The organism is Stappia indica, assembly GCF_001696535.1.
In the GTDB taxonomy this organism is placed as follows: Bacteria; Pseudomonadota; Alphaproteobacteria; order Rhizobiales; family Stappiaceae; genus Stappia; species Stappia indica.
Genome location: NZ_MBQE01000001.1, coordinates 549855 through 574561 on the forward strand (window position 1 = coordinate 549855; position 24707 = coordinate 574561).

The 24707-nt window shown below is 67.7% G+C and carries 24 protein-coding genes and 3 tRNA genes; 14 read left to right on the forward strand and 13 right to left on the reverse strand.

Translation table 11 applies throughout. The features are described from left to right. Positions 1 to 69 precede the first annotated feature (69 nt). Both BBX35_RS02490 and BBX35_RS02495 read right to left on the reverse strand, forming a co-directional pair. Positions 70 to 1551: a methyl-accepting chemotaxis protein gene (locus tag BBX35_RS02490; RefSeq protein WP_067215636.1), complete on the reverse strand. Its 1482-nt coding sequence runs from the start codon at positions 1549 to 1551 to the stop codon at positions 70 to 72. A 295-nt stretch (positions 1552 to 1846) separates the two neighbouring features. Next, on the reverse strand, positions 1847 to 2860 hold the full coding sequence (locus BBX35_RS02495) for a 1-aminocyclopropane-1-carboxylate deaminase (protein WP_067215639.1): 1014 nt from the start codon (positions 2858 to 2860) through the stop codon (positions 1847 to 1849). A gap of 161 nt (positions 2861 to 3021) precedes the next feature. Between BBX35_RS02495 and BBX35_RS02500 the strand changes: the two genes are divergently transcribed. Beyond that, on the forward strand, positions 3022 to 3501 hold the full coding sequence (locus tag BBX35_RS02500) for an Lrp/AsnC family transcriptional regulator (protein ID WP_067215641.1): 480 nt from the start codon (positions 3022 to 3024) through the stop codon (positions 3499 to 3501). A gap of 259 nt (positions 3502 to 3760) precedes the next feature. Here BBX35_RS02500 and BBX35_RS02505 read toward each other — a convergent pair. After that, positions 3761 to 3836, reverse strand: a tRNA-Arg gene (locus BBX35_RS02505). 31 nt (positions 3837 to 3867) lie between these two features. Then, positions 3868 to 4173 (reverse strand): ETC complex I subunit, encoded by a 306-nt coding sequence (locus BBX35_RS02510; RefSeq protein ID WP_067215644.1) that lies wholly within the window; start codon positions 4171 to 4173, stop codon positions 3868 to 3870. 264 nt (positions 4174 to 4437) lie between these two features. Here BBX35_RS02510 and BBX35_RS02515 point away from each other — a divergent pair. Then, positions 4438 to 4514, forward strand: a tRNA-Pro gene (locus BBX35_RS02515). Positions 4515 to 4631: 117 nt separating this feature from the next. Here the strand turns inward: BBX35_RS02515 and BBX35_RS02520 are convergent. The 4 genes from BBX35_RS02520 to BBX35_RS02535 all read right to left on the reverse strand — a co-directional run bounded on the left by BBX35_RS02520 (position 4632) and on the right by BBX35_RS02535 (position 7682). Continuing rightward, on the reverse strand, positions 4632 to 5591 hold the full coding sequence (locus BBX35_RS02520) for a GGDEF domain-containing protein (RefSeq protein ID WP_171901375.1): 960 nt from the start codon (positions 5589 to 5591) through the stop codon (positions 4632 to 4634). Beyond that, positions 5575 to 6099 (reverse strand): methanogen output domain 1-containing protein, encoded by a 525-nt coding sequence (locus BBX35_RS02525; RefSeq protein WP_067215648.1) that lies wholly within the window; start codon positions 6097 to 6099, stop codon positions 5575 to 5577. The genes BBX35_RS02520 and BBX35_RS02525 overlap by 17 nt, the downstream gene beginning before the upstream one ends. 222 nt (positions 6100 to 6321) lie before the next feature. Beyond that, on the reverse strand, positions 6322 to 6867 hold the full coding sequence (locus tag BBX35_RS02530; RefSeq protein ID WP_244271550.1) for a DUF192 domain-containing protein: 546 nt from the start codon (positions 6865 to 6867) through the stop codon (positions 6322 to 6324). A gap of 230 nt (positions 6868 to 7097) precedes the next feature. Continuing rightward, positions 7098 to 7682 (reverse strand): cold-shock protein, encoded by a 585-nt coding sequence (locus BBX35_RS02535; RefSeq protein ID WP_067215650.1) that lies wholly within the window; start codon positions 7680 to 7682, stop codon positions 7098 to 7100. Positions 7683 to 8053: 371 nt separating this feature from the next. On the opposite strand from BBX35_RS02535, the gene gloA reads away from it, so the two are divergent. The 4 genes from gloA to BBX35_RS02555 all read left to right on the forward strand — a co-directional run bounded on the left by gloA (position 8054) and on the right by BBX35_RS02555 (position 10561). Next, positions 8054 to 8494 carry a lactoylglutathione lyase gene (gloA, locus tag BBX35_RS02540; protein ID WP_067215652.1) on the forward strand — a complete coding sequence of 147 codons (441 nt, stop codon included), beginning with the start codon at positions 8054 to 8056 and terminating at the stop codon, positions 8492 to 8494. Positions 8495 to 8636: 142 nt separating this feature from the next. Further along, positions 8637 to 8712, forward strand: a tRNA-Glu gene (locus BBX35_RS02545). 158 nt (positions 8713 to 8870) lie between these two features. Beyond that, positions 8871 to 10130, forward strand: a complete 1260-nt coding sequence (chrA, locus tag BBX35_RS02550; protein WP_067215655.1) for a chromate efflux transporter — start codon at positions 8871 to 8873, stop codon at positions 10128 to 10130. Then, a complete protein-coding gene (locus BBX35_RS02555) occupies positions 10124 to 10561 on the forward strand; it encodes a YqaA family protein (protein ID WP_067215658.1) in 438 nt (145 codons plus the stop codon). Before chrA ends, BBX35_RS02555 begins: the two co-directional genes overlap by 7 nt. A gap of 235 nt (positions 10562 to 10796) precedes the next feature. Here BBX35_RS02555 and BBX35_RS02560 read toward each other — a convergent pair whose 3' ends face one another. After that, a complete protein-coding gene (locus BBX35_RS02560) occupies positions 10797 to 11576 on the reverse strand; it encodes an IclR family transcriptional regulator (protein WP_067215660.1) in 780 nt (259 codons plus the stop codon). A 359-nt stretch (positions 11577 to 11935) separates the two neighbouring features. On the opposite strand from BBX35_RS02560, the gene BBX35_RS02565 reads away from it, so the two are divergent. The 6 genes from BBX35_RS02565 (at position 11936) to menC (ending at position 18377) form a co-directional block, all read left to right on the forward strand. Then, positions 11936 to 13456 (forward strand): ABC transporter substrate-binding protein, encoded by a 1521-nt coding sequence (locus tag BBX35_RS02565; RefSeq protein ID WP_171901376.1) that lies wholly within the window; start codon positions 11936 to 11938, stop codon positions 13454 to 13456. 221 nt (positions 13457 to 13677) lie between these two features. Next, positions 13678 to 14595, forward strand: coding sequence for an ABC transporter permease (locus tag BBX35_RS02570; RefSeq protein ID WP_067215665.1), 918 nt, complete (start codon positions 13678 to 13680; stop codon positions 14593 to 14595). 4 nt (positions 14596 to 14599) lie between these two features. After that, on the forward strand, positions 14600 to 15508 hold the full coding sequence (locus BBX35_RS02575) for an ABC transporter permease (protein WP_067215668.1): 909 nt from the start codon (positions 14600 to 14602) through the stop codon (positions 15506 to 15508). After that, entirely contained in the window at positions 15505 to 16356 is an 852-nt protein-coding gene (locus BBX35_RS02580) for an ABC transporter ATP-binding protein (RefSeq protein WP_067215670.1), read from the forward strand. Before BBX35_RS02575 ends, BBX35_RS02580 begins: the two co-directional genes overlap by 4 nt. Further along, positions 16353 to 17165, forward strand: coding sequence for an ATP-binding cassette domain-containing protein (locus BBX35_RS02585; protein ID WP_067215673.1), 813 nt, complete (start codon positions 16353 to 16355; stop codon positions 17163 to 17165). Before BBX35_RS02580 ends, BBX35_RS02585 begins: the two co-directional genes overlap by 4 nt. Positions 17166 to 17234: 69 nt before the next feature. Continuing rightward, the gene (gene menC / locus BBX35_RS02590) at positions 17235 to 18377 is read left to right on the forward strand and encodes an o-succinylbenzoate synthase (protein ID WP_067215676.1); all 1143 of its coding nucleotides are present in this window, start codon (positions 17235 to 17237) and stop codon (positions 18375 to 18377) included. 10 nt (positions 18378 to 18387) lie between these two features. On the opposite strand, the gene BBX35_RS02595 is transcribed toward menC, so the two are convergent. From BBX35_RS02595 to BBX35_RS02610, 4 genes are all read right to left on the reverse strand, one after another. Beyond that, positions 18388 to 19419, reverse strand: coding sequence for an AbrB family transcriptional regulator (locus BBX35_RS02595; RefSeq protein WP_067215679.1), 1032 nt, complete (start codon positions 19417 to 19419; stop codon positions 18388 to 18390). After that, positions 19416 to 20918 (reverse strand): tripartite tricarboxylate transporter permease, encoded by a 1503-nt coding sequence (locus BBX35_RS02600; RefSeq protein WP_067215682.1) that lies wholly within the window; start codon positions 20916 to 20918, stop codon positions 19416 to 19418. The genes BBX35_RS02595 and BBX35_RS02600 overlap by 4 nt, the downstream gene beginning before the upstream one ends. A 7-nt stretch (positions 20919 to 20925) precedes the next feature. Further along, on the reverse strand, positions 20926 to 21366 hold the full coding sequence (locus BBX35_RS02605) for a tripartite tricarboxylate transporter TctB family protein (protein ID WP_067215684.1): 441 nt from the start codon (positions 21364 to 21366) through the stop codon (positions 20926 to 20928). A 93-nt stretch (positions 21367 to 21459) separates the two neighbouring features. Continuing rightward, on the reverse strand, positions 21460 to 22428 hold the full coding sequence (locus BBX35_RS02610; protein WP_067215687.1) for a Bug family tripartite tricarboxylate transporter substrate binding protein: 969 nt from the start codon (positions 22426 to 22428) through the stop codon (positions 21460 to 21462). Positions 22429 to 22605: 177 nt separating this feature from the next. Between BBX35_RS02610 and BBX35_RS02615 the strand changes: the two genes are divergently transcribed. Both BBX35_RS02615 and BBX35_RS02620 read left to right on the forward strand, forming a co-directional pair. Then, positions 22606 to 23277 carry a response regulator transcription factor gene (locus BBX35_RS02615; RefSeq protein WP_067215689.1) on the forward strand — a complete coding sequence of 224 codons (672 nt, stop codon included), beginning with the start codon at positions 22606 to 22608 and terminating at the stop codon, positions 23275 to 23277. After that, positions 23274 to 24707 carry a sensor histidine kinase N-terminal domain-containing protein gene (locus tag BBX35_RS02620; RefSeq protein ID WP_083205980.1) on the forward strand — a complete coding sequence of 478 codons (1434 nt, stop codon included), beginning with the start codon at positions 23274 to 23276 and terminating at the stop codon, positions 24705 to 24707. Before BBX35_RS02615 ends, BBX35_RS02620 begins: the two co-directional genes overlap by 4 nt.

The window sequence follows — 24707 nt, forward strand, 5'->3', positions numbered from 1 at the left end:
GGCGGGAGTCGCCCAACGGACCGGCGCACCGCACCGGCCCTTGCGTTGCTCTTCTGACACCCTGCGCGGTTAGCGGGCGAGAACCGTCGCCGCCTCGCGCGTGCGCTTGAACGCGCTGTCGATCTGGGTCACCGCCGCGCCGATATCGGTGATCGAGCTGGAAATGTCGCCGACCGCCCCGGCCACCTCATGCATGCTCTGCGACATGCCGCTGGTTACCACGCTCTGCTCCTCCACCGCGGAGGCTGCCGCCGCCACTTGCGCGAACAGCGTGTCGACGGCGCTGCGGATGTTTTCCAGCATGCTGGCGACATCGTCGGTGATCGCCTGGACCCCGTCGATCTCGCGGGTGATCTGGTCCGTCGCCTTGGCCGCCTCGCCGGCAAGGTTCTTCACCTCGCTGGCCACCACGGCAAAGCCCCGCCCCGCCTCGCCCGCCCGGGCCGATTCGATGGTCGCGTTCAGCGCCAGCAGGTTGATCTGGCCGGCAATGTCCTGGATCAGGCTGACGATCCCGCCCATCGCGGTCGCTGCGCCCACCAGCTTGCCCGTCGCCGCTTCCGCTTCCCTCGCATGGGAGGCCGCGCTTTCGGTGGCAACGCGCGAGCGCGACATGTTCTGCGAGATCTCGGCGATGGACGAGGCCAGCTCCTCGGCGCTGGAGGCCAGCATCTGGACGTTTTCGGATGTCTTGCCGACCGCCCCCGCCACCGTTTCGGCCCGCTGGTCGGACTTCGACAGCGCGCTCTCCACCTCCGAGAAGTTCTCGTCGATCATCTTGCGCAGGTTGGCCAGAAGCTGCATCTGCGCGGAGATGTCGGTGGCGAACTTCACCACCTTGTAGGGCACCCCGTCCGGCGTCAGGATCGGATTGTACGAGGCCTCGATCCACACTTCCTTGCCGCCCTTGCCGAAGCGGCGGAACTGGCCGGCCTGGAATTCGCCGCGCCGCAGCCGCGCCCAGAAATCGCTGTATTCGGGGCTTCTCGCATAGGCCGCATCGACGAACATGCGGTGATGCTTGCCGCGGATCTCGTCGAGGCGATACCCCACCGTCGACAAGAAATTCTCGTTCGCGTCCAGGATGTTGCCCTCGAGATCGAAGGCGATGACGGCGCTGACCTTGCTGATCGCCTCGACCTGGCCCTTCATCTCCGCGTGCTCGCGGGTGCGGGCCGTCACGTCGGAGGCGAACTTGACGATCTTGTAGACCCGGCCCTTGCCGTCGAGCACCGGGTTGTAGGATGCCTCGATCCAGACTTCGCTGCCGTCCTTGGCGTAGCGCTTGAACTGGCCGGCCTGGAACTCGCCGCGTCGCAGTCGCTCCCAGAACGCCTTGTAGTCGGCGCTGTTGGCCGTCGCCTTGCCCACGAACATCGCGTGGTGGCGGCCGCGGATTTCCTCCAGGCTGTAGCCGAGGGCGGCCAGGAAGTTTCGGTTGGCATCGAGCACGGTTCCGTCCGGCGAAAACTCGATCCGGGCCTGCGACCTGTCCAGTGCGCTGGCAATGGCGTCGCAATCTGACTGCCGGCGGCGACCTGAGAAAAACATGAAACCTCCTTCCACCCCTAAGGGCGGTCGTGAAATACCTGAATCCCTCCCCAAGTCCGGCCGACGTTTGCACTCGGCGCTTCACAACCATAAAGCGAAATAAGTGAAAGTACGGTTAACTTGAATTTACCTTGGCGGACAATACCTTGATCCTTTCTCTAAAGTATTTCCGCCGATGATCGCGCAAGAAACTATCGAGTCGCAACGACATCCGGAAAGGAAAAGGGCGCGAGGTTGCCCTCGCGCCCCTTCCCAATACTGTCGAAGCACACGCCTTGCCGGCGGCTTGCGCCGGTCAGCCGTTGCGGAAGGTGTAGCCGTAGCCGTTGAGCGCCGGCGCACCGCCCAGATGCGCGTAGAGCACCTTGGAGCCTTCCGGGAAGTAGCCCTTCTTGACCAGGTCGATCATGCCCTGCATCGACTTGCCCTCGTAGACCGGGTCGGTGATCATGCCTTCCAGGCGCGCGCACAGGCGGATCGCCTCCTTGGTCTCGTCCGACGGCACGCCGTAGACCGGATAGGCATAGTCTTCCACCAGCACCACGTCGTCCTTGACGAGCGGCTTGCCGAGCTCGACCAGCTCGGCCGTGCGCGTGGCGATCTCGAACACCTGGTCGCGGGTCTGCTCCGGCGTTGCCGAAGCGTCGATGCCGATGACGTTGCGGGCGCGCCCGTCCTTGGCAAAGCCCACCAGCATGCCGGCATGGGTGGAGCCGGTCACCGTGCACACGACGATGTAGTCGAACTTGTAGCCGAGCGCCTCTTCCTGCGCCCGCACTTCCTCGGCAAAGCCGACATAGCCGAGGCCGCCATACTTGTGCACCGAGGCGCCGGCCGGAATCGGATAGGGCTTGCCGCCGGAGGCCTCGACCTCGGCGATCGCGTCTTCCCAGCTGCGGCGGATGCCGATGTCGAAGCCTTCGTCGACCAGGCGCACGTCGGCGCCCATGATGCGGCTCAGCATGATGTTGCCGACCCGGTCGTAGACCGCATCCTCGTGCGGCACCCAGCTTTCCTGCACCAGGCGGCACTTGAAGCCGATCTTCGCCGCGACGGCCGCGATCATGCGCGTGTGGTTGGACTGCACGCCGCCGATGGAAACGAGCGTGTCGGCGCCGGAGGCGATGGCGTCCGGCACGATGTATTCCAGCTTGCGCAGCTTGTTGCCGCCGAAGGCTAGACCGGAGTTGCAGTCCTCGCGCTTGGCGTGGAGCTCGACCTTGCCGCCCAGATGCTGGCTCAGCCGCTCCAGCTTCTCGATGGGGGTGGGACCGAAGGTCAGCGGATAGCGTTCGAATTTCTCAAGCATGCCTGTCCTCGCCGGTAAGCGCCTCTTGGGGCCTTGTGGAACCGGCGAAAAAGCTAGCAATCGACGAATGAAATGTGCTCTCTAATTTCACGTCTGATTTTCCTTTTCACCCTTACGGAAGCCTCAGTAAGCTATCCTTCCTTCCGAAAATGGGATCTGAAATGAAAGAAGCTTCCAGAGAGGATCGCCTCGATCGCATCGACCTGAAGATCCTCAAGCTGTTGCAGGAGGATGGCCGGCTGACCAACGCGGAACTGGCGCAGCGCACCAACACCTCGCCGGCCACCTGTCATCGGCGCACCCAGCGGCTTTTTTCGGAGGGCTATATCAGCGGCGTGCGGGCGATGGTGGCGCCGGACAAGGTCGGGCGCGGCTCGCTGGTCATGGTCGGCGTGGTGCTGGACCGCTCGACACCGGAGAGCTTCCGCGAGTTCGAGGAGGCGGCGCGCAAGCTCGCCTTCGTGCTCGACTGCCATCTGGTCGCCGGCGATTTCGACTACATGCTGAAGATTCGCGTGCGCGACATGGCCGACTTCAACCGCCTGCACGGCGACAAGCTGCTCGCCCTGCCCGGCACGCGCCAGACCCGCACCTTCTTCGTCATCCGGGAAGTGATCGACAACGCCCTGCTGGAGTTTTGAGCGCGGGCGGCCCCCTCCTTGCGTCTTCCCGGACGAGGCCGAAGGCCGACGATCCGGGACCGGAGAGGCACAGTGGTCGCGGCCTCTTCCGGGATCGCTCCCCATACGCCCTCGGCTCGCCGATCCCGGCTCGGCGCTGACGCGCCGTCCGGGAGGACGCAAGGAGGAGCAGCCCGCGGAAGCGTTGCGCAGAACAAAATTGTCGTCAGGGAAATGATGGCCGCCGGTCGTGCGAGGGCGGCAGCGCGACGTCAGAAAATGGCGACCCCGGCAGGATTCGAACCTGCGACCATCGGCTTAGAAGGCCGGTGCTCTATCCACTGAGCTACGGGGCCGTTCCGACGCGCGCGGCGCGAGGATCGCGGATCAATGCGTCCAGGGCATGAAGCGATCGTAGCGGAAATTGTCCGAGTAGGCGATCTTCGGCACGCGGCGCGAGCGCGGCTGTTCCACCCGGTAGGCGATGCCGTTCTTGCGCGCGTAGGCTTCCGCCTCTTCCTGCGTCTCGAAGCGCAGGCGCAGCTGCTGCTTCATGTCGGTGGAGGACGTGTAGCCCATCAGCGGCTCGATCGTGCGCGCCTGCTCCGGCTCGAACTCCAGCACCCAGTCATGGGCCTTGCCGCGTCCCGACTGCGTTGCCGTCTTCGCCGGGGAATAGATGCGTGCGACCATCGTGCAGTGCCCCTCTTGCGGTTGCCTTGCGTCTCGTTGCGAGCGATGGGCGACCGCCGCGCCGCCACCTTGCTGCGCCGCGCGTGTCCATCCTCGCGTCCCGTCGGTTATTCATTGGTTCGGCGCGTGAAGTCAACTCGGCAAAATGCCTGCCCGCCTGCCTTTTCCCGCCGCGGCTGCAACCGGGGCGGCAAGGGACACGCATCGGCGCTTCTGCCTTGACGCCCCACGGCAAGCCCGATACACCGCAGAAATTCTCCAAGTCGGGGTATAGCGCAGCCTGGTAGCGCATCTGCTTTGGGAGCAGAGGGTCGCAGGTTCGAATCCTGCTGCCCCGACCATTCTTCTCTTTCGAATGTCCGCTTAAAGCTTGGAAATCAGCCTCTTGCGAGGCATTCCGGACTCAATTTACGAACCGGAAATCGCTAGGAACCGCCCCCCTTGGGACCGACCTTGCCTCAGGCGCGTCGGCTCTGCCGCTTCATGCCGTACATGCCGGCTTCCGCATTTCGCAGCACGCTTTCGAACGACATGTCCGTTTCCTGCACGGTGAACACGCCGATCGAGGCGGAGGTCGCCAGGAGGCAGCTGTGGTCCCCGTCCGGCGGGTTCCAGTGCATCGGTTGGCGGATCCGGTCGGCAATCTCGCTCATCCGGTCGGAAATGTCGGCGGCCTGCGCGTCGGCGAAGCCGATCATGAACTCGTCGCCGCCCATCCGCCCGACGATATCGCCGGCCCGCACCGCCCGCTTCAGGATATGGGCGATGGCACGGATCACCATGTCGCCGGCCAGGTGGCCGAAGCGGTCGTTGACCTGCTTGAAATTGTCGAGATCGAGATAGGCGAAGCTGACGCAGGAGATCCCCGCGCCGATCTCCGCGATCATCCGCCCCGCCTGCAGACGGAACTCCACCGGGTTGAGCAGCCCGGTCATCCGGTCGGTGGCGGAGAGCTGACGCAACCGCTGCGCCTCCTCGTGCAGCCGGCGCTGCTGCTGCAGGCTGTCCGCCAGCCGCTCGCGGTGGTCGGCGACCTCCTGCGAGACGGCGAGGAACCGCGCGGCCAGCGACTTGGCTTGGTCGTATTGCAGCATCGCCAGCGCTTCCCCGCGCGGCCCCGGCACACCGAGCCGCCATCCGGAAAACGTCAGACTGCTCCCGTCCGCGCCCTGCAGGCCGATAAAGGCCGGCGTGGTCGAGCGGAAGGCGCGGCCTATTCGGTCCATCACCTCTTCGCGCGGCAGATTGCTCAACGCGCGCACGCCGTCCGTCTCCACCCGGTCGAACTGGCGCAGCGCCTGCCGGTTAGCCAGCCGCACCCGGCCGGTCTCGTCGATGACCAGCGTCGCGCGCGGCATGTTGTCCAGCGCGACCCGGATGCCCTCCATCAGAAGAGTGGTGTCAGGCAAAGAACTCATGACCGTCATCGCCGCCCTCCCCTCGTTTCAGGGCCACCCGGACCCGGCAGCCGCCATGGCCGGTGGCGATCGCTTCCTCCACGCGCACCCGCGCGTAGCCCTTGGCCTGCGAGACGATCCGCCCGAACACCGTCGCGGTCATCATGCAGAGCGACGGCCTGCCCAGGACCTTCTCGGCAAAGGGGCAGTCGCCGTTCACCAGCACGATCTCGTCCTCGCTGAGGCTGGCGATCTCGAAGCTGGCACCAATCCGCGTCTTCAGGTCGACCAGCACCGCCGCCACCGCCTCCAGGTCGCTCGCCGTGCCGCCGAGCGCCGTCCGGTACTGGCGGGACAGGTCGTCGCCGATCCGCGTGCCGACGACGCTGACGAAGGCCGAGGCATCCTCGCGGCCAATCACCTCTTCCATGGTGCCGGCCAGCGCCCCGATCACATTGCGGAAGAAGCCGGCCTGATCCAGGTCGACTTCGCACTCCCCGACAGCGGCCGACACACAGCTCCCAGCCATTCCCCTGCCCTCGACGCCGCGCCCGTTGCGCACTGGCACGAGCGCCCGCGCGGCGGGGCCATGCCGGAACGAATCATAGGTTGATTCGATCAAGGTGATTCGCACCATAAGCGGAAAAAACGAGGAAAGCGGCCCCCGCACCGGGCCGGAGAGGCCGAAATCACGCTGCAATAACGGGCAGATGACGGAAAAACGCCGGACTTGACAGCCGGCAGGCGCCGCTCAGGGTGCGGCGGCGCGGATCGTCGGGCTGTCGACCCGGTCGCCCGGCGCGATGCCGAGCCGCGCGCTGGTCCCGGCCGGCACTTCCAGCACGAAGCGCACCACGGCGTTGGACGGCACCAGCGCCTCGGACAGCGGCACGGTGTTTTCGGCGATGCTGGCGATGCGCCCGTCGCGCGCGATGAAGATCATGTCGAGCGAGACCAGCGTGTTCTTCATCCAGAACACCACTTCCCGGTCCGCGTGATAGTCGAACAGCATGCCGGCATCTGCGGCCAGGCTCTCGTAGAACATCAGCCCGCGTGCCCGGGTTTCCGCCGTATCGGCGATCTCCACCGTGAAATCGTGGACCTTGCCGTCGGCGGTGGCGATGCTCAAGGCCTCGCTCCTGAGGCCGGTCTGCGGCGCGCCCTGTTCCTGCGCCGCCGCCGGAAAGGCCAGCAGCAGGGCCGCCAGCAGCGACAGGCACAGCACGGAAAAGACGGCCAGCGCGTAGAGCGGGCCGGAGCGGCGGGCAGGACCTGAGGAAAGCATCATGGTGGTCATCGAACGGTCCTGCGCGGCGACGTCGGAGAGAAGATATCGGAAAGACGAATGCGGGCAAGCACCGGCATCACCGTCGTCTTCCGGGCTGTGCCCGGTCGGCCCTGCCGGGGCAAGACGGCTTGCCGATCACCTCACCGGCAAACCTGGCGTCTCGAACGTGGCGGCACGATGGCCGCGCGGGCACGGGCATGGCCGCAAGGGTTCGCCCCCCGCGCCTTGCCCCGTCTGCCTCAATGAGAAGAAGGAATATGGACGCCTTCGCCGTCGGGCCGGATCTCGGCCGCCATCCGCCCCTTGGGGCCCTGGCCGAAGCGCACCATCACGGTCTGGCCGGGGCGCAGTTCGGTGATGCCGAAGCGCCGCAGCGTCTCCATGTGCACGAAGATGTCTTCCGTGCCCTCGCCCTGGGTCAGGAAGCCGAAGCCCTTGACCCGGTTGAACCATTTCACGACCGCCGGCTCGTAGCCGCCTTCCGGCGTCACCTGCACGTGGGTGCGCGAGGGCGGCAGCTGCGAGGGGTGCACGGCGGTGGATTCGTCCATCGACAGCACGCGGAAGGCCTGCAGCCCCCTGGCGCCCGGCGTCACTTCGCAGACGATCCGTGCGCCCTCGTAGGCGGTGCGGAACCCGTCGCGTCGCAAGCAGGTCACATGCAGGAGAATGTCGGGCTGCCCGTCGTCGGGCACGATGAAGCCGTAGCCCTTGGCCACGTCGAACCATTTGATCGAGCCCGCGACGACCGTCAGGTCGACCCCGGAATCCTCCGATCCCGTGTCACGCGAGGCCACAACCGGCTTTGCCCCCAAGTCCTTCATAGTCCCGCCTCTGATACGCCGTAAGCTGGATCCGTGAGTGCACAACCGGAAAACCACCGATTCCGCTGATCAAGGATAGCATCCCACGGCACTGGAACCAGTCCATTTTGCGACAAAAGTGCCATGGTTACCCTTGTGCAACAGTTTCTCCGGCTCAGCGTGATTCGCAAGCCCAAGCGGAGGCGGCCGCACGGGAAAGATCGCACCCCTCCATTGAAGTCGCCGCGCAAGGCCATATTCTCTTGCGCGGAACCCGGCGCCGCGCGCGTCGTTCTTTTTTTTCGCGGGCCGTTCCGGCCGCTGCACCCGCTGGGGGCCAGCCGCCGCAAAGCACCGCACAGCACGAAACCGCACAGCACCAAGAGGCATACATGCGCTACCTGCACACCATGGTCCGCGTCCGCGACATCGACGAGTCGCTCGATTTCTACTGCAACAAGATGGGCATGCAGGAAGTGCGCCGCCACGAGAGCGAGGCCGGCCGCTTCACGCTGATCTTCCTCGCCGCGTCCGAGGACGTCGAGGCCGTCAGGAACGGCCAGGCGCCGGCGCTTGAGCTCACCTACAACTGGGACCCGGAAGACTATCAGGGCGGCCGCAATTTCGGCCACCTCGCCTATGAGGTCGACGACATCTACGAGACCTGCGCCAAGCTCCAGGCCGCCGGCGTCACCATCAACCGCCCGCCGCGCGACGGCCGCATGGCCTTCGTCCGCTCGCCGGACAACATCTCCATCGAGCTGCTGCAGAAGGGCGAGGCGCAGGCGCCGCAGGAGCCCTGGGCCTCCATGGGCAACACCGGCAGCTGGTAACACCGGCTTGCGGAGGGGCGCCCGGCGCCCCTCCCTTTTCCCGGGCTCAGCCGCATCTTCACGAGCCTGTGGACGACGCGTCACCTACCCCCTTGCCCGGCGCGAGAAAGCTGCTTATAACCCGCGCACATCGACGGACCGGGCGCCCATCGTCTAGCGGTCTAGGACGCCGCCCTTTCACGGCGGAAACACGGGTTCGAGTCCCGTTGGGCGTGCCACTCCGTCGCTGTTATCTCCCCGACATCGTTGCTGTACGTAATCGCCGCCTGCGGCGACCCCATGCCTTGGCAAGGCGGCGGCATCCGCGCCGTCACGCGCCCGCAACATCGCGCGGCTATACGGCGCCGTTCGCGACCACGAGGCAGGAGAGGACGACGTGACGAGGAGCACCTCCGTCCCGCGAAAACAGACGACGCCCCCTGCGCCGCAGTCGCACGGCACCGCTGGCGAGGTCTTCCGCGCCTTTCTCAAGCTCGGCCTCACCTCCTTCGGCGGCCCCATCGCCCATCTCGGCTATTTCCGCGAGGAACTGGTGTTGCGCCGCAAGTGGCTGGACGAGGCCGCCTATGCCGATCTCGTCGCCCTGTGCCAGTTCCTGCCCGGCCCCGCCTCCAGCCAGGTCGGCTTCGCGCTCGGGCTGGTGCGCGCCGGCCCGCTCGGCGCCCTTGCCGCCTGGACCGCCTTCACGCTTCCCTCCGCCTTGCTGCTCGCCGCCTTCGCGCTCAGTGCGCCGCTGTTCGCCGACCCCCTCGGCCAGGGCCTCGTCGCGGGGCTGAAGCTCGTGGCCGTTGCCATCATCGCCCATGCGGTGCTCGGCATGGCCCGGGCCCTGTGCCCCGACCGGGAGCGGGCGACACTGGCGCTCGCCGCCGCCGCCATCGTCCTGCTCGTTGCCGGGCCGCTGGCCCAGGTCGCCGCCATCGCGCTCGCCGCGCTGGCCGGTCTCACCTTGAGGCTTCCCGCGGCCGGCGCCGCAACTGGCGGCACGCCTGCCCCCGCCTCCCGCGCGCCCGTTTCCCGCCTCGCGGGCCTTGTCTGCCTGGCGCTGTTCGTCCTGCTGCTGGTCGGCTTGCCGCTTGCCCAGCTTGTCGCGCCCTCGCAGGCGCTTGCCGTGCTCGATGCCTTCTACCGCGCCGGCGCGCTGGTCTTCGGCGGCGGCCATGTGGTGTTGCCGCTGCTGGAGGCCGAGGTCGTGCGCAGCGGCTGGGTCGACGCGCAGAGCTTCCTTGCCGGCTACGGCGCGGCGCAGGCCGTGCCCGGTCCGCTCTTCACCTTCGCCGCCTATCTCGGCGCGGTGATCGCCCTGCCGCAGGGCGCTGTATTCGGGGCCACGCTGGCGCTTGTCGCGATCTTCCTGCCGGGCCTGCTGCTGCTCGTCGGCGTGCTGCCGTTCTGGCACGCGTTCCGCGCCCGCACCGGCGCGCGCGCCGCGATGGCCGGGGCCAATGCCGCCGTCGTCGGCATCCTGGGTGCCGCGCTCTACGATCCGGTCTTCACCAGCGCGGTCACGACGCCGGCGCAGTTCACTTTGGCGCTCGCCTGTCTCGTGCTGCTGACCGCGTGGAAGGCGCCGCCCTGGGTGGCGGTCCTCGTCGGCGGGCTCGGCGGCATGCTGATCGGAGCCACAGGATGGTAGAGATCGGGGTCTATGGCGGGCTGTTCCTCTCCGCCCTCGGCGCGGCGACGCTGCTGCCGATGCAGTCGGAGGCGGTGCTCGTCGGCCTGCTGCTCAGCGGCCGGCCCGTGCTGCTGCTGCTGTTCGTCGCCAGCCTCGGCAACACGCTCGGCGGGCTCATCAACTGGGCACTGGGGCGCGGCATCGAGCGCTTCCGCCACCGCCGCTGGTTCCCGGTCGGAGAGGCCGCCCTTACCCGCGCGCAGGACTGGTACTCCCGCTGGGGGAAGTGGTCGCTGCTGCTGTCCTGGATGCCGATCATCGGCGATCCGCTGACGCTTGCCGCCGGCGTGATGCGCGAGCGCTTCCTCACCGTGCTGGTGCTGGTGGCCATCGCCAAGACCGGCCGCTATGCGGTGCTGGCCGCCGTCACGCTCGGCTTTTTCGGCTAGCCACGGCCACCGATTCAAACTCGCTCCTGCGAGCCGAATGGCGTGGTTTGCGAGAACCGGAGCGCAGCGTACATTCGGGTACGTGAGCACCGGAAGCGCAGAAAACCGCGGCAGATCAGCGGACGTCCGCGTTTCGGACGTCCAGAAGCTGATCGCTCTCAGCTCGCAGAGCAACTTTCCGCGTCCAAGAGGACGCGGGTTGCTCTGTCGGCCGCGGGAGTAGAGTTTCCTACCCTTACGCGAGAGCGACGACAGACGAAATCGTCCGCGACGCATCGGTAATCGCCGGCACCAGCTCGCGCTTCACCCGCTCCTCGCTCCATTCGGGGATGTAGACCGGCATGCTTATGGCCGCGACCGCCTGGCGGTTGGCGCCGATCACCGGCGCGGCGATGACGATTTCCTGCAGCATGATCTGCTGGTTGGTGATGACATAGCCGTCGCGCTGCGCCTGCGCCACGCGCTCCCGCACGAGCGCAGGATCCTGGCAGGTGAAGGGCGTCACCGGCTCCGGCAGGCCCGGCTCCATCATCCGCTCCAGCACCTCCGGCGGCGAGAAGGCGGCGATCACCTGCCCCACCGCCGTCACCGCCGCCGGCTGGCGCACGCCGATCAGCGTGGTGTCGTAGGCAAGGCTCGTATGCGGGATCCGCGCCTTGTAGACGACCTCGTGCCCGTCCAGTACGCCGAGATTGACGGTGGTGCGCAGCGTCCGGCTGACCTCGATCATCCGCGGCAGGGCGCGCTCCAGCAGCCGGTCGTGGATCAGGAACGCATAGGCCAGATCCAGCATCCTCAAGCCCGGGCGATAGCGGCGGGTCTTGTCGTCGCGGTCGAGATAGCCGAGCGCATGCAGCGTATAGGTCAGCCGCTGCGCCGCGCTCTTCTCCAGCCCGGCGGATTCGGCGATCTCGGTCAGGCTCAGCGCCACATGGTGATCGCGGAACAGTGCCAGCACCCGCATGCCCCGCTCCAGCGTGCTCGCCAGCACCGGCGGCCTGGTCTGTTCGCTCATCTTGCAACCATCTCCCGCAGGCGCCGTCCGCTTTCCCGCGACCCTCGGCAGCGGAAAAATCCACCGCCCGTTTCGCCGGCAAAAACCGGAGCGCCATGAATGCCTTGGTCTGTTCCCCGCGCCCGTTGCAGCTGTTCGGGACGCTTTTTCCCTAAGCCGCACGACCGGGCGCCGCTTGACAAGCAATAAGTTGTCACATTTAAATATCAATGTCGATAATCACTATTCGATAACAAGCACAAAATATCGATGACAACCGGCACCTATCGCGACCGGTATCGATCAAAGGGCGATCCAGCGCCCAGGAGGTCCCCATGTCCCGTAGCCTGTCCCAAAGCATGTCCCTGAAGTCTCTCAAGATGAGCACTGCGCTCGCCGCTGCCCTGGTGCTGTCCGCACCGTTCGGCACCGCGCTTGCCGGTCCGGACGACAACAGCCTGGTCTGGTCCGCCCAGAAGGAGCTGACCGCCGCCGACACCTATTTCGACACCTCCCGCGAGGCGATCGTCGTTGCCCAGCACGTTTATGACGGTCTGGTCTTCTGGGATCAGGAAGCGCAGGAGTTCAAGCCGCTTCTGGCCAGCGAGTGGCGCCAGATCGACCCGCAGACGCTGGAGTTCGACCTGCGCGAGGGCGTCACCTTCCACGACGGCAGCAGCTTCGGCACCGAGGACGTGGTCTACACGCTGAACTTCGTCATCGACGAGAAGAACGGCGTTCTCAACTACGGCGACATCAAGTGGATCAAGTCGGCCGAGGCCGTCGGCGAGCGCACCGTGCGCATCGAGCTGAACGAGCCCTTCCCGGCCGCGCTGTCCTATCTGGCGCTGGTCCTGCCGATCGTGCCCGAGGGCCATTTCGACAAGGCCGAGACCGGCAGCGACGGCACCAAGCGCTTTGCCTCCGTGCCCCCGGTCGGCACCGGTCCCTACAAGGTCACCAGCTTCGGCAATGGCGACACGGTCGTCATGGAGGCGAACGAGGCCTATTTCGACGGCCCCAAGGGCAAGCCGCAGATCACCAAGCTGACCTACCGCACCATCACCGATGCGGCGACGCAGATCGCCGAGCTGATGACCGGCGGCATCGACTGGGTCTGGGGCATCAGCAACGACCAGGCCGAGAACCTCGCCCAGGCGCCGCACCTGACCTCGGTCAACGCGCCGACCATGCGCATCAGCTACCTGACCTTCGACCTGAAGGGCACCAGCGGCACCGACGTCTTCACCGACGCCAAGATCCGCAAGGCCGTCGGCCATGCCATCGACCGCGCCCGCATCGCCAAGTATCTGATGGGCGAGAACAGCGAGGTGGTGAACGCCGCCTGCCATCCGAGCCAGTTCGGCTGCACCAGCGACGTCACGGCCTATGACTACGACCCGGAGAAGGCCAAGGCCCTGCTCGCCGAGGCCGGCAAGGCCGACGGCTTCTCCTTCGACCTCTACGGCTATCGCGACCGCGAAGTCACCGAGGCGATCATGGGCGATCTCGCCAAGGTCGGCATCAAGGCCAACCTGCGCTGGCTGCAGTACTCCGCCGCCCGCGACCTGATCCGCGAAGGCAAGGCGCCGGCCGCCAACATGACCTGGGGCTCGTCCTCGATCCCGGACGTGTCGGCGATCACCAGCTACTTCTTCGGCGGCGGCCCGGACGATCCGGCCAAGGACCCGGCCCTGCAGGAGGCCATCCGCCGCGCCGACCTGTCCAGCGACCGCGACGTGCGCCTCGCCAGCTATGCCGAGGCCCTGCAGCTGATCGCCGACGAGGCCTACTGGCTGCCGTTGTTCAGCTACACCAAGAACTACAGCTACAACGCCCAGCTCGACTTCACCCCGTCGGCTGACGAGATGCCCCGCTTCTACGCTACCAGCTGGAAGTAACGGCTAGGACCGGTGCCGCGCCCGGATGCGGCACCGGTTCGCTTCGCTTTTCTGCCTGCCAGAGTATCCTGACCCGTATCCTGACCGCCAGCCCGGCTGCTCCCGAACGCCGCCGGACATGCCTTCGCACGCGCTCTCGATACCCTGCGGCACGGCCGCCGTCCTTACCGGCCCCGCTCGAAAGCCTCTCGTCGAAGGTCCAGACCAGTCAAAGGCCCGGCATGATCCGCTTCACCCTCAAACGTCTGGCGATCGCAGCGCTCGTTGCCCTCGTCGTCTCCGGCATCAGCTTCGGCCTGATGTTCGTGTCCGGCGATCCCGCCATCGCCATCGCCGGTGAAGGCGCGACGGAAGACGACATCGCCATCATCCGCGCCCGCTACGGCTTCGACCGCCCGGTCCCGGTGCAATATGCCGAGTGGATCGGCCGCGCCGTGCAGGGCAATTTCGGCGACAGCATCTATTTCAGCAAGCCGGTGGTCGACCTTCTGGCCGAGCGCTTTCCGGCCACCGCCACGCTCGGCGTGCTGGCCATCGGCGTCGCCATCCTGCTGGCGATCCCGCTCGGCATCATCGCCGCCATCCGCCAGAACCGCCTGCCCGATCGCGCCGCGCTCACCTTCGGCACCATCGGCCAGGCGACGCCCAGCTTCTGGCTCGGCCTGATGCTGATCTGGCTCTTCGCGGTCAAGCTTCGGGTCCTGCCGGTCTCCGGTTCCCAGACGCTGGCCCATTTCGTGCTCCCCGCCCTGGTGCTCGGCTACTACGCCGCACCCTCCATGCTGCGCCTGTGCCGCGCCGGCATGATCGACGCCCTGTCGTCCGACTATGTGCGCACCGCCCGCGCCAAGGGCCTGCTGCCCCGCCAGGTGATCTTCGGCCACGCGATCCGCAACGCCATCCTGCCGGTGATCAGCGTCGCGGCGGTCGAGTTCGGCTTCATCCTCGGCGGCTCGGTCGTCGTGGAAAGCGTCTTCGGCATCCGCGGCATCGGCCTGCTGGCCTGGGAGAGCATCGCCCGCAACGACTTCCCCACCATTCAGGCGATCATTCTCGTCTACGCCATGATCTACGTCTGGCTGACCTTCCTCGCGGATGTGATCAATGCCTGGCTCGATCCCCGCATCCGCGTGAGCTGATCCCATGAGCACAAACACATCCTCGATCCCGGCGGCTCCGGCCCGCCTGCCCCATCCCTCGCCGCGTCGCATCCTGCTCAAGCGTGCGAGGGAACACCGCGGCCTCGTGATCGGCGGCGCCATCGTGCTGGCGGTCGTGCTGATCGCCCTCTTCGCGCCGCTGATCGCCCCGCACGATCCGTATGCCCAGGACCTGTCGAAGCGGCTGCTGCCGCCGGTCTGGTCGGAAAAGGGCACCTGGGAGCACATCTTCGGCACCGACGCCCTGGGGCGCGACTATCTCTCGCGCATCCTGTTCGGCGCCCGCATCTCGCTGCTGATCGGCATCTCCGCCGCCATCGGCTCGGGCCTGATCGGCACCACGCTCGGCCTGCTCGCCGGCTATTTCGGCGGCCGCGTCGACAGCGTCGTCACCTTCATCGTCTCGGTACGCCTGGCGCTGCCGGTGGTGCTGGTGTCGCTGGCCGTCGTCTCCCTGTTCGGCGGCGACCTGTGGATCGTCGTCACGGTGCTGAGCCTTTTGCTCTGGGACCGCTTCGCCGTCGTCGTGCGCTCCGCCACCCAGCAGCTGCGCAACCAGGAATTCGTCACCGCCGCCCGCGCCATGGGCGCCTCCACCCCGCGCATCCTGATCGTCGAGCTGCTGCCGAACCTCATCGGCCCGCTCGTCGTCATCGGCTCGCTGGAGGTCGCCCACGCCATCCTGCTGGAATCGGCGCTGTCCTTCCTCGGCCTCGGCGTTCAGCCGCCGACCCCGTCCTGGGGCCTGATGGTCTCGGAAGGCAAGGGCCTCGTCTTCTTCGACGCCCGCCTGATCGCCCTGCCCGGTGCCGCCATCGCCATCCTGGTGCTCGGCATCAACCTGATCGGCGACGGCCTTCGCGACGTGCTGACCCCGGAGGGCCGGTCATGAGCGTCCTCTCCGTCCGCAACCTGAAGGTCACCATCCCCACGCACGGCGAGCCGCTGCATGCGGTGCGCGGCGTCGACATCGAGGTCGGCGCCGGCGAGACGCTCGGCATCGTCGGCGAGAGCGGCTGCGGCAAGTCGGTCACCTCCATGGCGATCATGCGCCTGCTGCCCGGTCGCATCTCCGTCACCGCCGACGAGATGCGCCTCGGCGACACCGACCTTGCCGCCATGAGCGAGCGGCAGATGGCCGACATCCGCGGCGACCGTATGGCGATGATCTTCCAGGAGCCGATGACCGCGCTGAACCCGGTGCTGACCATCGGCCGCCAGATGAGCGAGACCTGGATGCGCCACCGCCGCGGCAGCAAGCGCGAGGCGCTGGAGGCCGCCATCGACCTGCTCGACCGGGTCGGCATCCCGCATCCGCGCGAGCGGCTCGGCGTCTACCCGCACCAGCTCTCCGGCGGCCTGCGCCAGCGCGTGATGATCGCCATGGCGCTGCTGTGCGATCCCCAGCTGATCATCGCCGACGAGCCGACCACCGCGCTCGACGTCACCGTCCAGGCGCAGATCCTCGACCTGCTCGCCTCCCTGCAGCAGGAGCGCGGCCTCGCGATGATCTTCATCAGCCACGACATCGGCGTCGTCGCCCGCATCGCCGGGCGCGTGCAGGTCATGTATGGCGGGCGCACCGTCGACGGCGGCCCGGTCGGCGAACTGCTCGGCCACCCGAAACACCCCTACACCAGGGCGCTGCTTTCCTCCGTGCCCCGCCGGGGCATGCGTTGGGGCCGCGACACGCTCGGCGCCATCCGCTGGAGCGAAGACGCGACGGAGGCCTCCTCATGAGCGAGAAAGTCATGAGCGACATCGTCATGGAACTGCGCGACGTCCGCCACACCTATCAGCTCAGCGGCGGCATGTTCGGAAAGCCGCGCGACCTGCATGCGCTCGACGGCGTCAGCCTGCAGCTGCGGCGCGGCGAGGTTCTGGCGCTGGTCGGCGAATCCGGCTCGGGCAAGAGCACCCTGTCGCGCATCCTGCTCGGGCTCGAGGCCCCCACCTCCGGCGAGGTGTTCCTCGACGGCGCGCCGGTCGCCTCCATCCGCCGCCGCGCCTTCGCCGCCCGCGTCCAGCCGGTGTTCCAGGATCCCTATTCCTCGCTCAATCCGCGCAAGACTGTGCGCCAGATCATCGAGGCGCCTCTGGTCATCGCCGGCGGGGTCGCGGCGTCCGAGCGGCTGCGCCGGGTGCGCGAGCTCCTCGACATCCTGCGCATGCCCGAGCGCATGCTGGAGGCCTATCCGAGCCAGATGTCCGGCGGTCAGCGCCAGCGCGTTGCCATCGCCCGGGCGCTGATCTCGCGGCCCGAGATCGTCGTCTGCGACGAGCCGACCTCCGCGCTCGACGTCTCGGTGCAGGCGGAGGTGCTGAACCTCCTGATGGAGCTGCGGGCCGAGTTCGGCCTGACCTATCTCTTCATCAGCCACGACCTTGCGGTGGTTGAGTACATCGCCGACCGGGTCGCGGTCATGCAGTCCGGCCGCCTCGTCGAGGTGGCGGATGCCGAGGCGCTCTTCGCAGCCCCGCAGCACGACTATACCCGCCGCCTGCTCGCCTCCGCGCTCACCGTTCCCGCCGCAAGCTCCGAGGCCTGAAATCTTCTGCCTTTCCCGAAGCCGGCCCCGTTGTCCGGCCGGCTTCCCACTACCCAAAAGGTCAATGAAATGACGCGCCCCATCGCCACCCGGCAGCTGCCCCTCACCATCGACAGCGCCGAACTGCACATCGTCCGCCTGCCGCTGATCTCGCCCTTCACCACCTCCACCGGCACCATGCACGAGAAGGTGTTCCCGCTGCTGGTGCTGAAGTCCGGCGCGCTGGAAGGCTATGCGGAAGGCGTGATGGATCCGCTGCCGGACTATCTCGACGACACCATCTCCGCCGCCACCTACTTCCTGCGCGAGGCGATCCTGCCCAACGTCGTCGGAAAGAACTTCGAGAACCCGCAGGAGCTGGAAAAGGTGCTCGCCCCCTGGCGCGGCCACTGGATGGCCAAGGCCACCGTCGAGATGGCCTTCTGGGACCTGTGGGCCAAGGCGCTCGGCCTGCCGCTGAAGACCCTGCTCGGCGGCACCGGCGACAAGGTCGCCGTCGGCGTCTCGCTCGGCCTGCAGGACATCGAGGCGACCGTCGAGGCGGCGAAGCGTCACCATGCGGAAGGCTACAAGCGCATCAAGCTGAAGATCGAGCCGGGCCATGACGTCGAGCTCGTCGCCCGTGTCCGCGCGGCCCTGCCGGACGCGCGGATGAGCGTCGACGCCAACACCGCCTACTCGCTCGCGGATCTCAGGGTCCTCAAGGCGCTCGACGCCTACGACCTCGAGTATATCGAGCAGCCGCTCGCCTATGACGACATCCACGACCACGCCGTGCTGCAGTCGCGCATCGCAACGGCCGTCTGCCTCGACGAGAGCATCCGCTCGGCCGCCGACGCCCGCAAGGCGCTGGCGAGCGATGCCGCCCGCGTCGTCAACATCAAGGTCGGGCGCGTCGGCGGCCATCTGGAGGCCCGGCGTATCCATGACATTGCGCAGGCCTGGAGCGTTCCGGTGTGGTGCGGCGGCATGCTGGAGTCCGGCATCGGCCGCGCCCACAACATCCACATGTCGACCCTGCCGAACTTCCGCAAGCCCGGCGACACGTCGAGCGCGCGGCGCTATTTCCGCAAGGACCTGACGGTGGAATGGCTGGAAACCGAGGGCGGCATGATGCCCGTGCCGGAAGGCCCCGGCATCGGCGTGCGCCTCGACCGGGAGTTCCTGGAGAGCATCTCCAGCGACCGCGAGACCTTCGGGGCGGCCGGGTAACCGCCCGCCCCTACCCGCCCTTGCGGCGGCCGACGAGGAACGGCATCGCGGCAAACAGCGCCAGGATGCGGAAGACGTGGTGGGTCGCGACGTAGACCGGGTCGTAGCCGAGCGCCAGCGCCATCGACGACATCGCCTCCACGCCGCCCGGCGCGAAGGCCACCCACACCTGCCCGAACGGCAGTCCGGTCATCGCGGCGGTGAGCCAGCTCGCCGCCGCGGAGATCGCCAGCGCACCGCTCGCCGCGGCAAGGCCGGCAACGCCGAGCAGCCGCAACTCCTTGCCCGACAGCCCGCTGAACCTTGCGCCGATCACCGCGCCCGTCACCGTGAACCCCAGGAAGGTCAGCGGCAGCGGCAACCGCCCCTCGACGAGACCCGCCGCATGGGTCGCGGCGCTCAGGATCAGGCCGGCCAGCAGATAGGCCGCCGGCACGCCGAGCCGGTCGCCGGCCAGGCCGGCCGCGAACCCGGCGATCAGGATCACCACCGCCGCGCCGTAGCCGATCTCGCCCATCGTGGTCAGCACCGCTCCGCTCGGCGCGCTGTCGATCAGCGCGATCACCGGCGGCAGCAGCACCGTGATCACGAGCAGTCGCAGGCTCTGCAGCACCATGACGGCGCGCAGGTCGCCGACGCCGGAGGCGGCCAGCGACAGGCAGTAGCTCAGCGCGCCGGGGGACGTCGCCAGCCGCGCGGTCGCAGGGTCCAGCCCGTAGCCGCGCTGCAGGATCGTGCCCGACACCACCATCACCGCGGCGATGGTCGCCGCCAGCATGGCAAGGCTCACCGGCCACTTGGCGATGTCGGAGAGAAAATGCGGCGTGACCCCGGCACCCAGGGTCACGCCGATCACCAGGAAGGCGCAGTTTCGCAACAGGCCCGGCACCGCGGGCGCAAGGCCCAGCATCGCGGCGAGCGTCACCGCGACGGTGCTGCCGATCAGCGCGGCGGCGGGCAGCCCTGCCAGCGTCGCCGCTCCCGCGCCGGCAAGCCCGGCCGAAAGGGCAACGGCAAGGCTGCGCCACCGCGCGCGCGTCATGCCTCCGCGGCCTTCTTCTTGCGACGGCCGAGCCAGATCGGCACGACCACCACGACGACGGCCAGCACATAGAGCATGATGGCATTGCCGGAGTGGACGAGGATCGACCAGTCGCCACCCGAGATCGACAGGGCGCGGCGCAGGTTGTCTTCGAACAGCCCGCCCAGCACGAAGCCGAGGATCACCGGCGCCAGCGAGAAGTCGAGCTTGCGCAGGATCCAGCCGAACACGCCGAGCAGCGTGATCATGTAGAGATCGTGCGGGTTGCTGACGACCGAGTAGACGCCGATGAAGGCCAGCACCGCGATCAGCGGCGTCAGGTATTGCTGCGGGATGGTCAGCAGGCGGGCGAACAGCCCGACCAGCGGCAGGTTGATGACCAGCAGCGCGACGTTGCCGATATACATCGACGCGATCAGGCCCCAGGCGATCTCCGGCCGCTGCTCGAACATCAGCGGACCCGGCGTGACGTTGAACAGCAGCAGCGCGCCCAGCAGGATCGCCGTCGTGCCGGAGCCCGGGATGCCGAGGGTCAGCATCGGCACCATGGCGCCGCCCGCGGCCGCGTTATTGGCCGATTCCGGCGCCGCAAGGCCGCGGATGTCGCCCTTGCCGAAGTTCTCCGAATTCGGCGCCACGCGCTTTTCCGTGCCGTAGGCGACGGCGGAGGCGACCGAGGCGCCGGTACCCGGCAGGATGCCGATGAAGAAGCCGATCACCGAGCCGCGCAGGATCGTCCACTTGGTGAAGGCAAGGTCCTTCATCGACACGAAGCTCTTGTCCAGCGCCAGCGGCTTCAGCTTGCCGGTCACCTGCTGCTCGACGAGGTGGATCAGCTCGGCCATGCCGAACAGGCCGATGACGACGACCAGGAAGTCGATGCCGGCGAGAATGTCGGGAATGCCGAACGTGTAGCGGGCAACGCCCGTGTTGGCGTCGATGCCGATCGAGGCGAGCATCAGGCCCATCACGGCGGCGAGCAGCGTCTTGACGGAGTTGCTGCCGACCAGCGAGGCAAGGCTCGCGAAGGCGAAGACCATCAGCGCCACATAGTCCGATGGAGAGAAGGTCACCGCATAGGAGGCCAGCGCCGGGCCGCTCAGCGACATCAGCACCACCGCGAAGGTGCCGCCGAAGAACGAGGCGACAGCCGACAGCGACAGCGCCCGTCCCGCCTCGCCGCGCTTGGCCAGCGGGTTGCCGTCCAGCGTCGTCATTACCGCGCCGGCGTCACCGGGCACGTTGAGCAGGATCGAGGAAATGCGCCCGCCATATTCGGCGCCGTAATAGATGCCGGCGAGCAGGATCAGCGCGGATTCCGGCGGCAGGCCGAGCCCGTAGGCGATGGGCAGCAGGATGGCGACGCCGTTGATCGGGCCGATACCCGGCAGCGCGCCGATCAGCGTGCCGGCGAAACAGCCGATGAGCACGAGCGAGAGATTGAAGGGCTGGAAGGCTACGGCAAAGCCCGCAGACAGCCCTGTGATGACAGCGTCCATGGGAGCCTCACAGAATGTGGTTGAGCAGGCCGGCGGGCAGGTTCAGCTCGAGCAGGCGGGTGCAGGCGAAATAGCCGACCGTCCCGGTCACCGCGCCGAAGGCGAACGCCTTGAGCGGGGTCGCGCCGAGCATGATGCCGAATGCGGTGCAGAAGACCCAGGTCGACACCAGGAAGCCGAGCGGCTCGAACAGGCGTCCATAGGCCAGCAGCATGACGACGACCACCGCGAGACGGCCCAGCGTGCCGAGATCCGCCTTGAGCCTTTCGACATCCGGCCGCACGATCAGGTAGATCGCGCAAAGGCTGGCGACGATGCCGAGCAGCTTGGGCCAGCTTTCCGGACCCAGCGGGTCGTACTGGAACGGCGCCTTGATGACTGTGAAGGCGATGTAGGTATAGAGCAGCGCGATCACGAGGATCGCGCCCGCAAAGACGCGGTCTGCCATGACGTCCTCCCTTCCCGGTCTGCATGGGGCCGGCGGCACGCTCGTGCCGTCGGCCCCTGCTTCCGGGTTGCCTGGCCTTGCGGCCTTGTCGCGTTACTGGATCAGGCCGGCTTCGCGGGCGATCTCGCGCATGTTGGCGATGCGCTGCTTGATCGACTCGTCCAGCTCCGCGCCGGCGAGGTTCAGCGGCAGCAGGCCTTTTTCCTTCTGCAGCTTGGCGAACTCCTCGCTGGCATAGGCGGCCTTGAACTTCTCGACCCACGCATTGTAGGCGTCGTCGGAGACGTTCTTGCCCATGTAGAAGCCGCGCAGGATGGTCCACTCCGCGTCGTAGCCCTGCTCCTTCACGGTCGGGATGTCAGCGAAGGGCGCGTCGAGGCGCTCGTCGGACATCACGCCCAGAATGCGCAGCTTGCCGGTGCCGATATGGGAGACCATCTCGCCGACGTCGCCCATGTAGACCTGGATGCTGCCGCCGAGCAGCGCCGCGATGGACTCGCCGCCGCCGTCGAAGGCGACGTAGCGCATCTTCTTCGGATCCTGCTCGATGGCCCGCAGCAGCAGCGCGCCCTTCATCCAGTCCTGCGAACCGACCGAGCCGCCGGCGCCGAAGACCACGGACGAGACGTCGGCCTTCACCGCGTCCATCAGGTCGGACAGCTTCTCGTACGGGCTGTCGGCGCGCACCACGACCGCACCGAAGTCGGCGCCGGCGGTGGCGAGGAAGCGCACGTCGTTCTCGGTCCACTGGCCGTACTTGCCGGTGGCGATGTTGAGCAGCGAGCCGGAGGAGAACGCGACGATGGCGTTCGGGTCGTCGGTGCGAGTGGTGTTGAACAGGTTGATGGCCACCGCGCCGATGCCGCCCGGCATGAAGCTGACCTGCATCGGGGTGTCGAACTGGCCCTGCAGGCCGGTCTGTGCGACGCGGCAGGTCAGGTCGAAGCCGCCGCCCGGCTGCGCCGGCGCAATGCACTCGGGCTTGGTGATCTCGGCGGCGAATGCAGGGGTGGCGAGGCCGGCGACGATGATCGCCGCGGCCGCGGTCTTGAAGAGTTTCATGTAGTCCTCCCGGTTGTCGCACGGATCTGGCCGCAGCGGCGGCGCCGTCCATGGATCGCACGACACTAGGCCGCGTGACTGACCGGAGCTTGACCCGTCGCTGACGCGACGCTGACAGGGAACCCTGCGGCAGCGGTTTTTCTTCCCGCCGCCCGTTGCTTGGACTAATCAAGTGGGATGCGGATCGTTCTTGTGGAGGACAATGACGAACTTGCCGAGGCGATCATCGATCGCTTCCGGGGGGAAGGTCATGCCATCGACCGGGAGGCGGATGGCGAGCAGGCGAGCGAGCTGCTGCGCTACAAGACGTTCGACCTCATCCTGCTGGACGTGAACCTGCCCGGCCGCAACGGCTTCGAGATCCTCCGCCAGCTCCGCCTCAGCGGCAACCACACGCCCGTCATGCTGCTCACCGCCCGCTCCGAGGTCGACGACCGCGTCGTGGGGCTGGATGCGGGTGCCGACGACTACATCGTCAAGCCGTTCGACCTGCGGGAGCTGGCCGCCCGCTGCCGGGCGCTGGCCCGCCGCCGCGCCGGCGAATCCAGCAACCTGTTCATCGCCGGCAACTTCACCTTCGACCGCGCCGCCAAGCGCGCCACCGTCGACGGCCAGGATGTCGACCTGCGCCACCGCGAGGTGCAGCTGCTGGAGGTGATGATCGGCAATATCGGCCGCGTCCTATCCAAGGAGGAGGTCGCCGACAAGCTCTACACCTTCGAGGAAGTGCCGACGCTGAACGCCGTCGAGCAGACCATGACCCGGCTGCGGCGCAAGCTGGAGGGCGCGGCCTTCTCCATCCGCACCATCCGGGGCCTCGGCTATATCGCGAGCGTCCGCGACGAATGACGCTGCCGCCGCCCCTGATCGAGGCACGCACCGTGCCTTACTCGCTGCGCCGGCGGCTCACTGTCGGCATGGTCGCCGGCTTCCTGGCGATCCTCGTCGTGCTGTCCATCGGCCTGTGGACCTATGCGCGCAACGCCGCCAACCAGACCTACGACCTGCTGCTGGCCGGCTCCGCCATCGCCATCCTGGAGCGCATCTCGCCGACGCCCGACGGGCTGATCGTCGACATCCCCTCCTCGGCGCTGGAGATCGTCGGCCTCGCCAAGGAGGACCGCGTCTTCTACCGGATCTTCCGCCTCGGCGGCAGCACGCTGACCGGCGATCCCGACCTGCCGCTGCCGCCGGGCGGCGTGCGCGCCGGCGACCAGCCGCGCTTCTTCGATGCCCCCTTCAGCCGCGAGGGCTCGCGCTTCGTCCTGCAGGGCAAGCTGATCATCGAGCCGACCGGCCCGGACTGGATCATGCTCCAGCTCGGCCACACGCGGCTCGCGCGCGACGCCATGCAGATGGACCTCTTCTCCAAGGGGCTGGCCGGCCTTGTCGCCATTGCCGTGCTCGGCCTCGTCTTCATGCGGCTCGGCATCAACCGGGCGATGGCTCCGCTCGCCGGGATCGAGGCCGACATCCGCGGCCGCGAACCCTCTGACATGACGCCGCTGGATGCCAAGCCGCCGCGCGAGGTGGAAGGGCTGATCGGCGCCATCAACGATTTCATGGGCCGGCTCGTCACCAGCAAGGAGCACGCCCAGTCCTTCATCGCCGATGTCGCGCACCAGATGCGCACCTCGCTCGCCGCCCTGCAGGGGCAGCTGCAGCTCGCCGCCGAGCAGGACGAGCCCGAGCGCATGCGCCAGCGGCTGGAGCGCGCCTCCGAGCAGGCGACGCGCACCATCCGCCTCACCAACCAGCTCCTGTCGCATGCCATGGTCACCCATCGCGGCATCGACGAGCCGGTCGAGAAGATCGACCTGATGCCGCTGATCCGCGCCTCGGTCGAGGAGTTCCTGCGCCATCCGGAGACAGAAGGCATCGACATCGCCGTGCTGCACGACGACCTGCCGGCCGGATCCGCCCTGCTCGTCGCCGATCCGGTGGCACTGCGCGAGGCCCTGCGCAACCTGCTCGACAATGCCGCGCGGCACGGTCCGAAGGACATTCGCATCGACATCGGCCTGTCGCGCACGCGGATCGACGAGCGCGAGGCCCTGTGCATCTCGCTCGACGACAGCGGCCCCGGCATTCCGGCGGCCGAGCGCGAGAAGGTGCTGGAGCGCTTCTATTCGCTGAACCGGGCCGGCGGGGGATCCGGCATCGGACTCAGCATCGTCAATGCGGTGGCGCGCAGCCATGGCGGCCGGCTCGCCCTGTGCGACAGCCGGCTCGGCGGCTTGCGCGTCGAGCTGGACCTGCCGGTCGACGGGCCGGCATGA

What these genes read in the sequence shown, in the direction of transcription:
- BBX35_RS02580 (WP_067215670.1), top strand. Translation starts at nt 15,505, where the DNA reads ATGAGCGTCCTCTCCGTCCGCAACCTGAAGGTCACCATCCCCACGCAC.
- BBX35_RS02615 (WP_067215689.1), top strand. Translation starts at nt 22,606, where the DNA reads ATGCGGATCGTTCTTGTGGAGGACAATGACGAACTTGCCGAGGCGATC.
- BBX35_RS02575 (WP_067215668.1), top strand. Translation starts at nt 14,600, where the DNA reads ATGAGCACAAACACATCCTCGATCCCGGCGGCTCCGGCCCGCCTGCCC.
- BBX35_RS02620 (WP_083205980.1), top strand. Translation starts at nt 23,274, where the DNA reads ATGACGCTGCCGCCGCCCCTGATCGAGGCACGCACCGTGCCTTACTCG.
- BBX35_RS02520 (WP_171901375.1), bottom strand. Translation starts at nt 5,591, where the DNA reads ATGAGTTCTTTGCCTGACACCACTCTTCTGATGGAGGGCATCCGGGTC.
- BBX35_RS02605 (WP_067215684.1), bottom strand. Translation starts at nt 21,366, where the DNA reads ATGGCAGACCGCGTCTTTGCGGGCGCGATCCTCGTGATCGCGCTGCTC.
- BBX35_RS02510 (WP_067215644.1), bottom strand. Translation starts at nt 4,173, where the DNA reads ATGGTCGCACGCATCTATTCCCCGGCGAAGACGGCAACGCAGTCGGGA.
- BBX35_RS02610 (WP_067215687.1), bottom strand. Translation starts at nt 22,428, where the DNA reads ATGAAACTCTTCAAGACCGCGGCCGCGGCGATCATCGTCGCCGGCCTC.
- BBX35_RS02500 (WP_067215641.1), top strand. Translation starts at nt 3,022, where the DNA reads ATGAAAGAAGCTTCCAGAGAGGATCGCCTCGATCGCATCGACCTGAAG.
- BBX35_RS02600 (WP_067215682.1), bottom strand. Translation starts at nt 20,918, where the DNA reads ATGGACGCTGTCATCACAGGGCTGTCTGCGGGCTTTGCCGTAGCCTTC.
- BBX35_RS02535 (WP_067215650.1), bottom strand. Translation starts at nt 7,682, where the DNA reads ATGAAGGACTTGGGGGCAAAGCCGGTTGTGGCCTCGCGTGACACGGGA.
- BBX35_RS02565 (WP_171901376.1), top strand. Translation starts at nt 11,936, where the DNA reads ATGAGCACTGCGCTCGCCGCTGCCCTGGTGCTGTCCGCACCGTTCGGC.
- BBX35_RS02490 (WP_067215636.1), bottom strand. Translation starts at nt 1,551, where the DNA reads ATGTTTTTCTCAGGTCGCCGCCGGCAGTCAGATTGCGACGCCATTGCC.
- BBX35_RS02595 (WP_067215679.1), bottom strand. Translation starts at nt 19,419, where the DNA reads ATGACGCGCGCGCGGTGGCGCAGCCTTGCCGTTGCCCTTTCGGCCGGG.
- BBX35_RS02560 (WP_067215660.1), bottom strand. Translation starts at nt 11,576, where the DNA reads ATGAGCGAACAGACCAGGCCGCCGGTGCTGGCGAGCACGCTGGAGCGG.
- BBX35_RS02525 (WP_067215648.1), bottom strand. Translation starts at nt 6,099, where the DNA reads ATGGCTGGGAGCTGTGTGTCGGCCGCTGTCGGGGAGTGCGAAGTCGAC.
- BBX35_RS02530 (WP_244271550.1), bottom strand. Translation starts at nt 6,867, where the DNA reads ATGACCACCATGATGCTTTCCTCAGGTCCTGCCCGCCGCTCCGGCCCG.
- BBX35_RS02585 (WP_067215673.1), top strand. Translation starts at nt 16,353, where the DNA reads ATGAGCGAGAAAGTCATGAGCGACATCGTCATGGAACTGCGCGACGTC.
- BBX35_RS02555 (WP_067215658.1), top strand. Translation starts at nt 10,124, where the DNA reads ATGGTAGAGATCGGGGTCTATGGCGGGCTGTTCCTCTCCGCCCTCGGC.
- menC (WP_067215676.1), top strand. Translation starts at nt 17,235, where the DNA reads ATGACGCGCCCCATCGCCACCCGGCAGCTGCCCCTCACCATCGACAGC.
- gloA (WP_067215652.1), top strand. Translation starts at nt 8,054, where the DNA reads ATGCGCTACCTGCACACCATGGTCCGCGTCCGCGACATCGACGAGTCG.
- BBX35_RS02495 (WP_067215639.1), bottom strand. Translation starts at nt 2,860, where the DNA reads ATGCTTGAGAAATTCGAACGCTATCCGCTGACCTTCGGTCCCACCCCC.
- BBX35_RS02570 (WP_067215665.1), top strand. Translation starts at nt 13,678, where the DNA reads ATGATCCGCTTCACCCTCAAACGTCTGGCGATCGCAGCGCTCGTTGCC.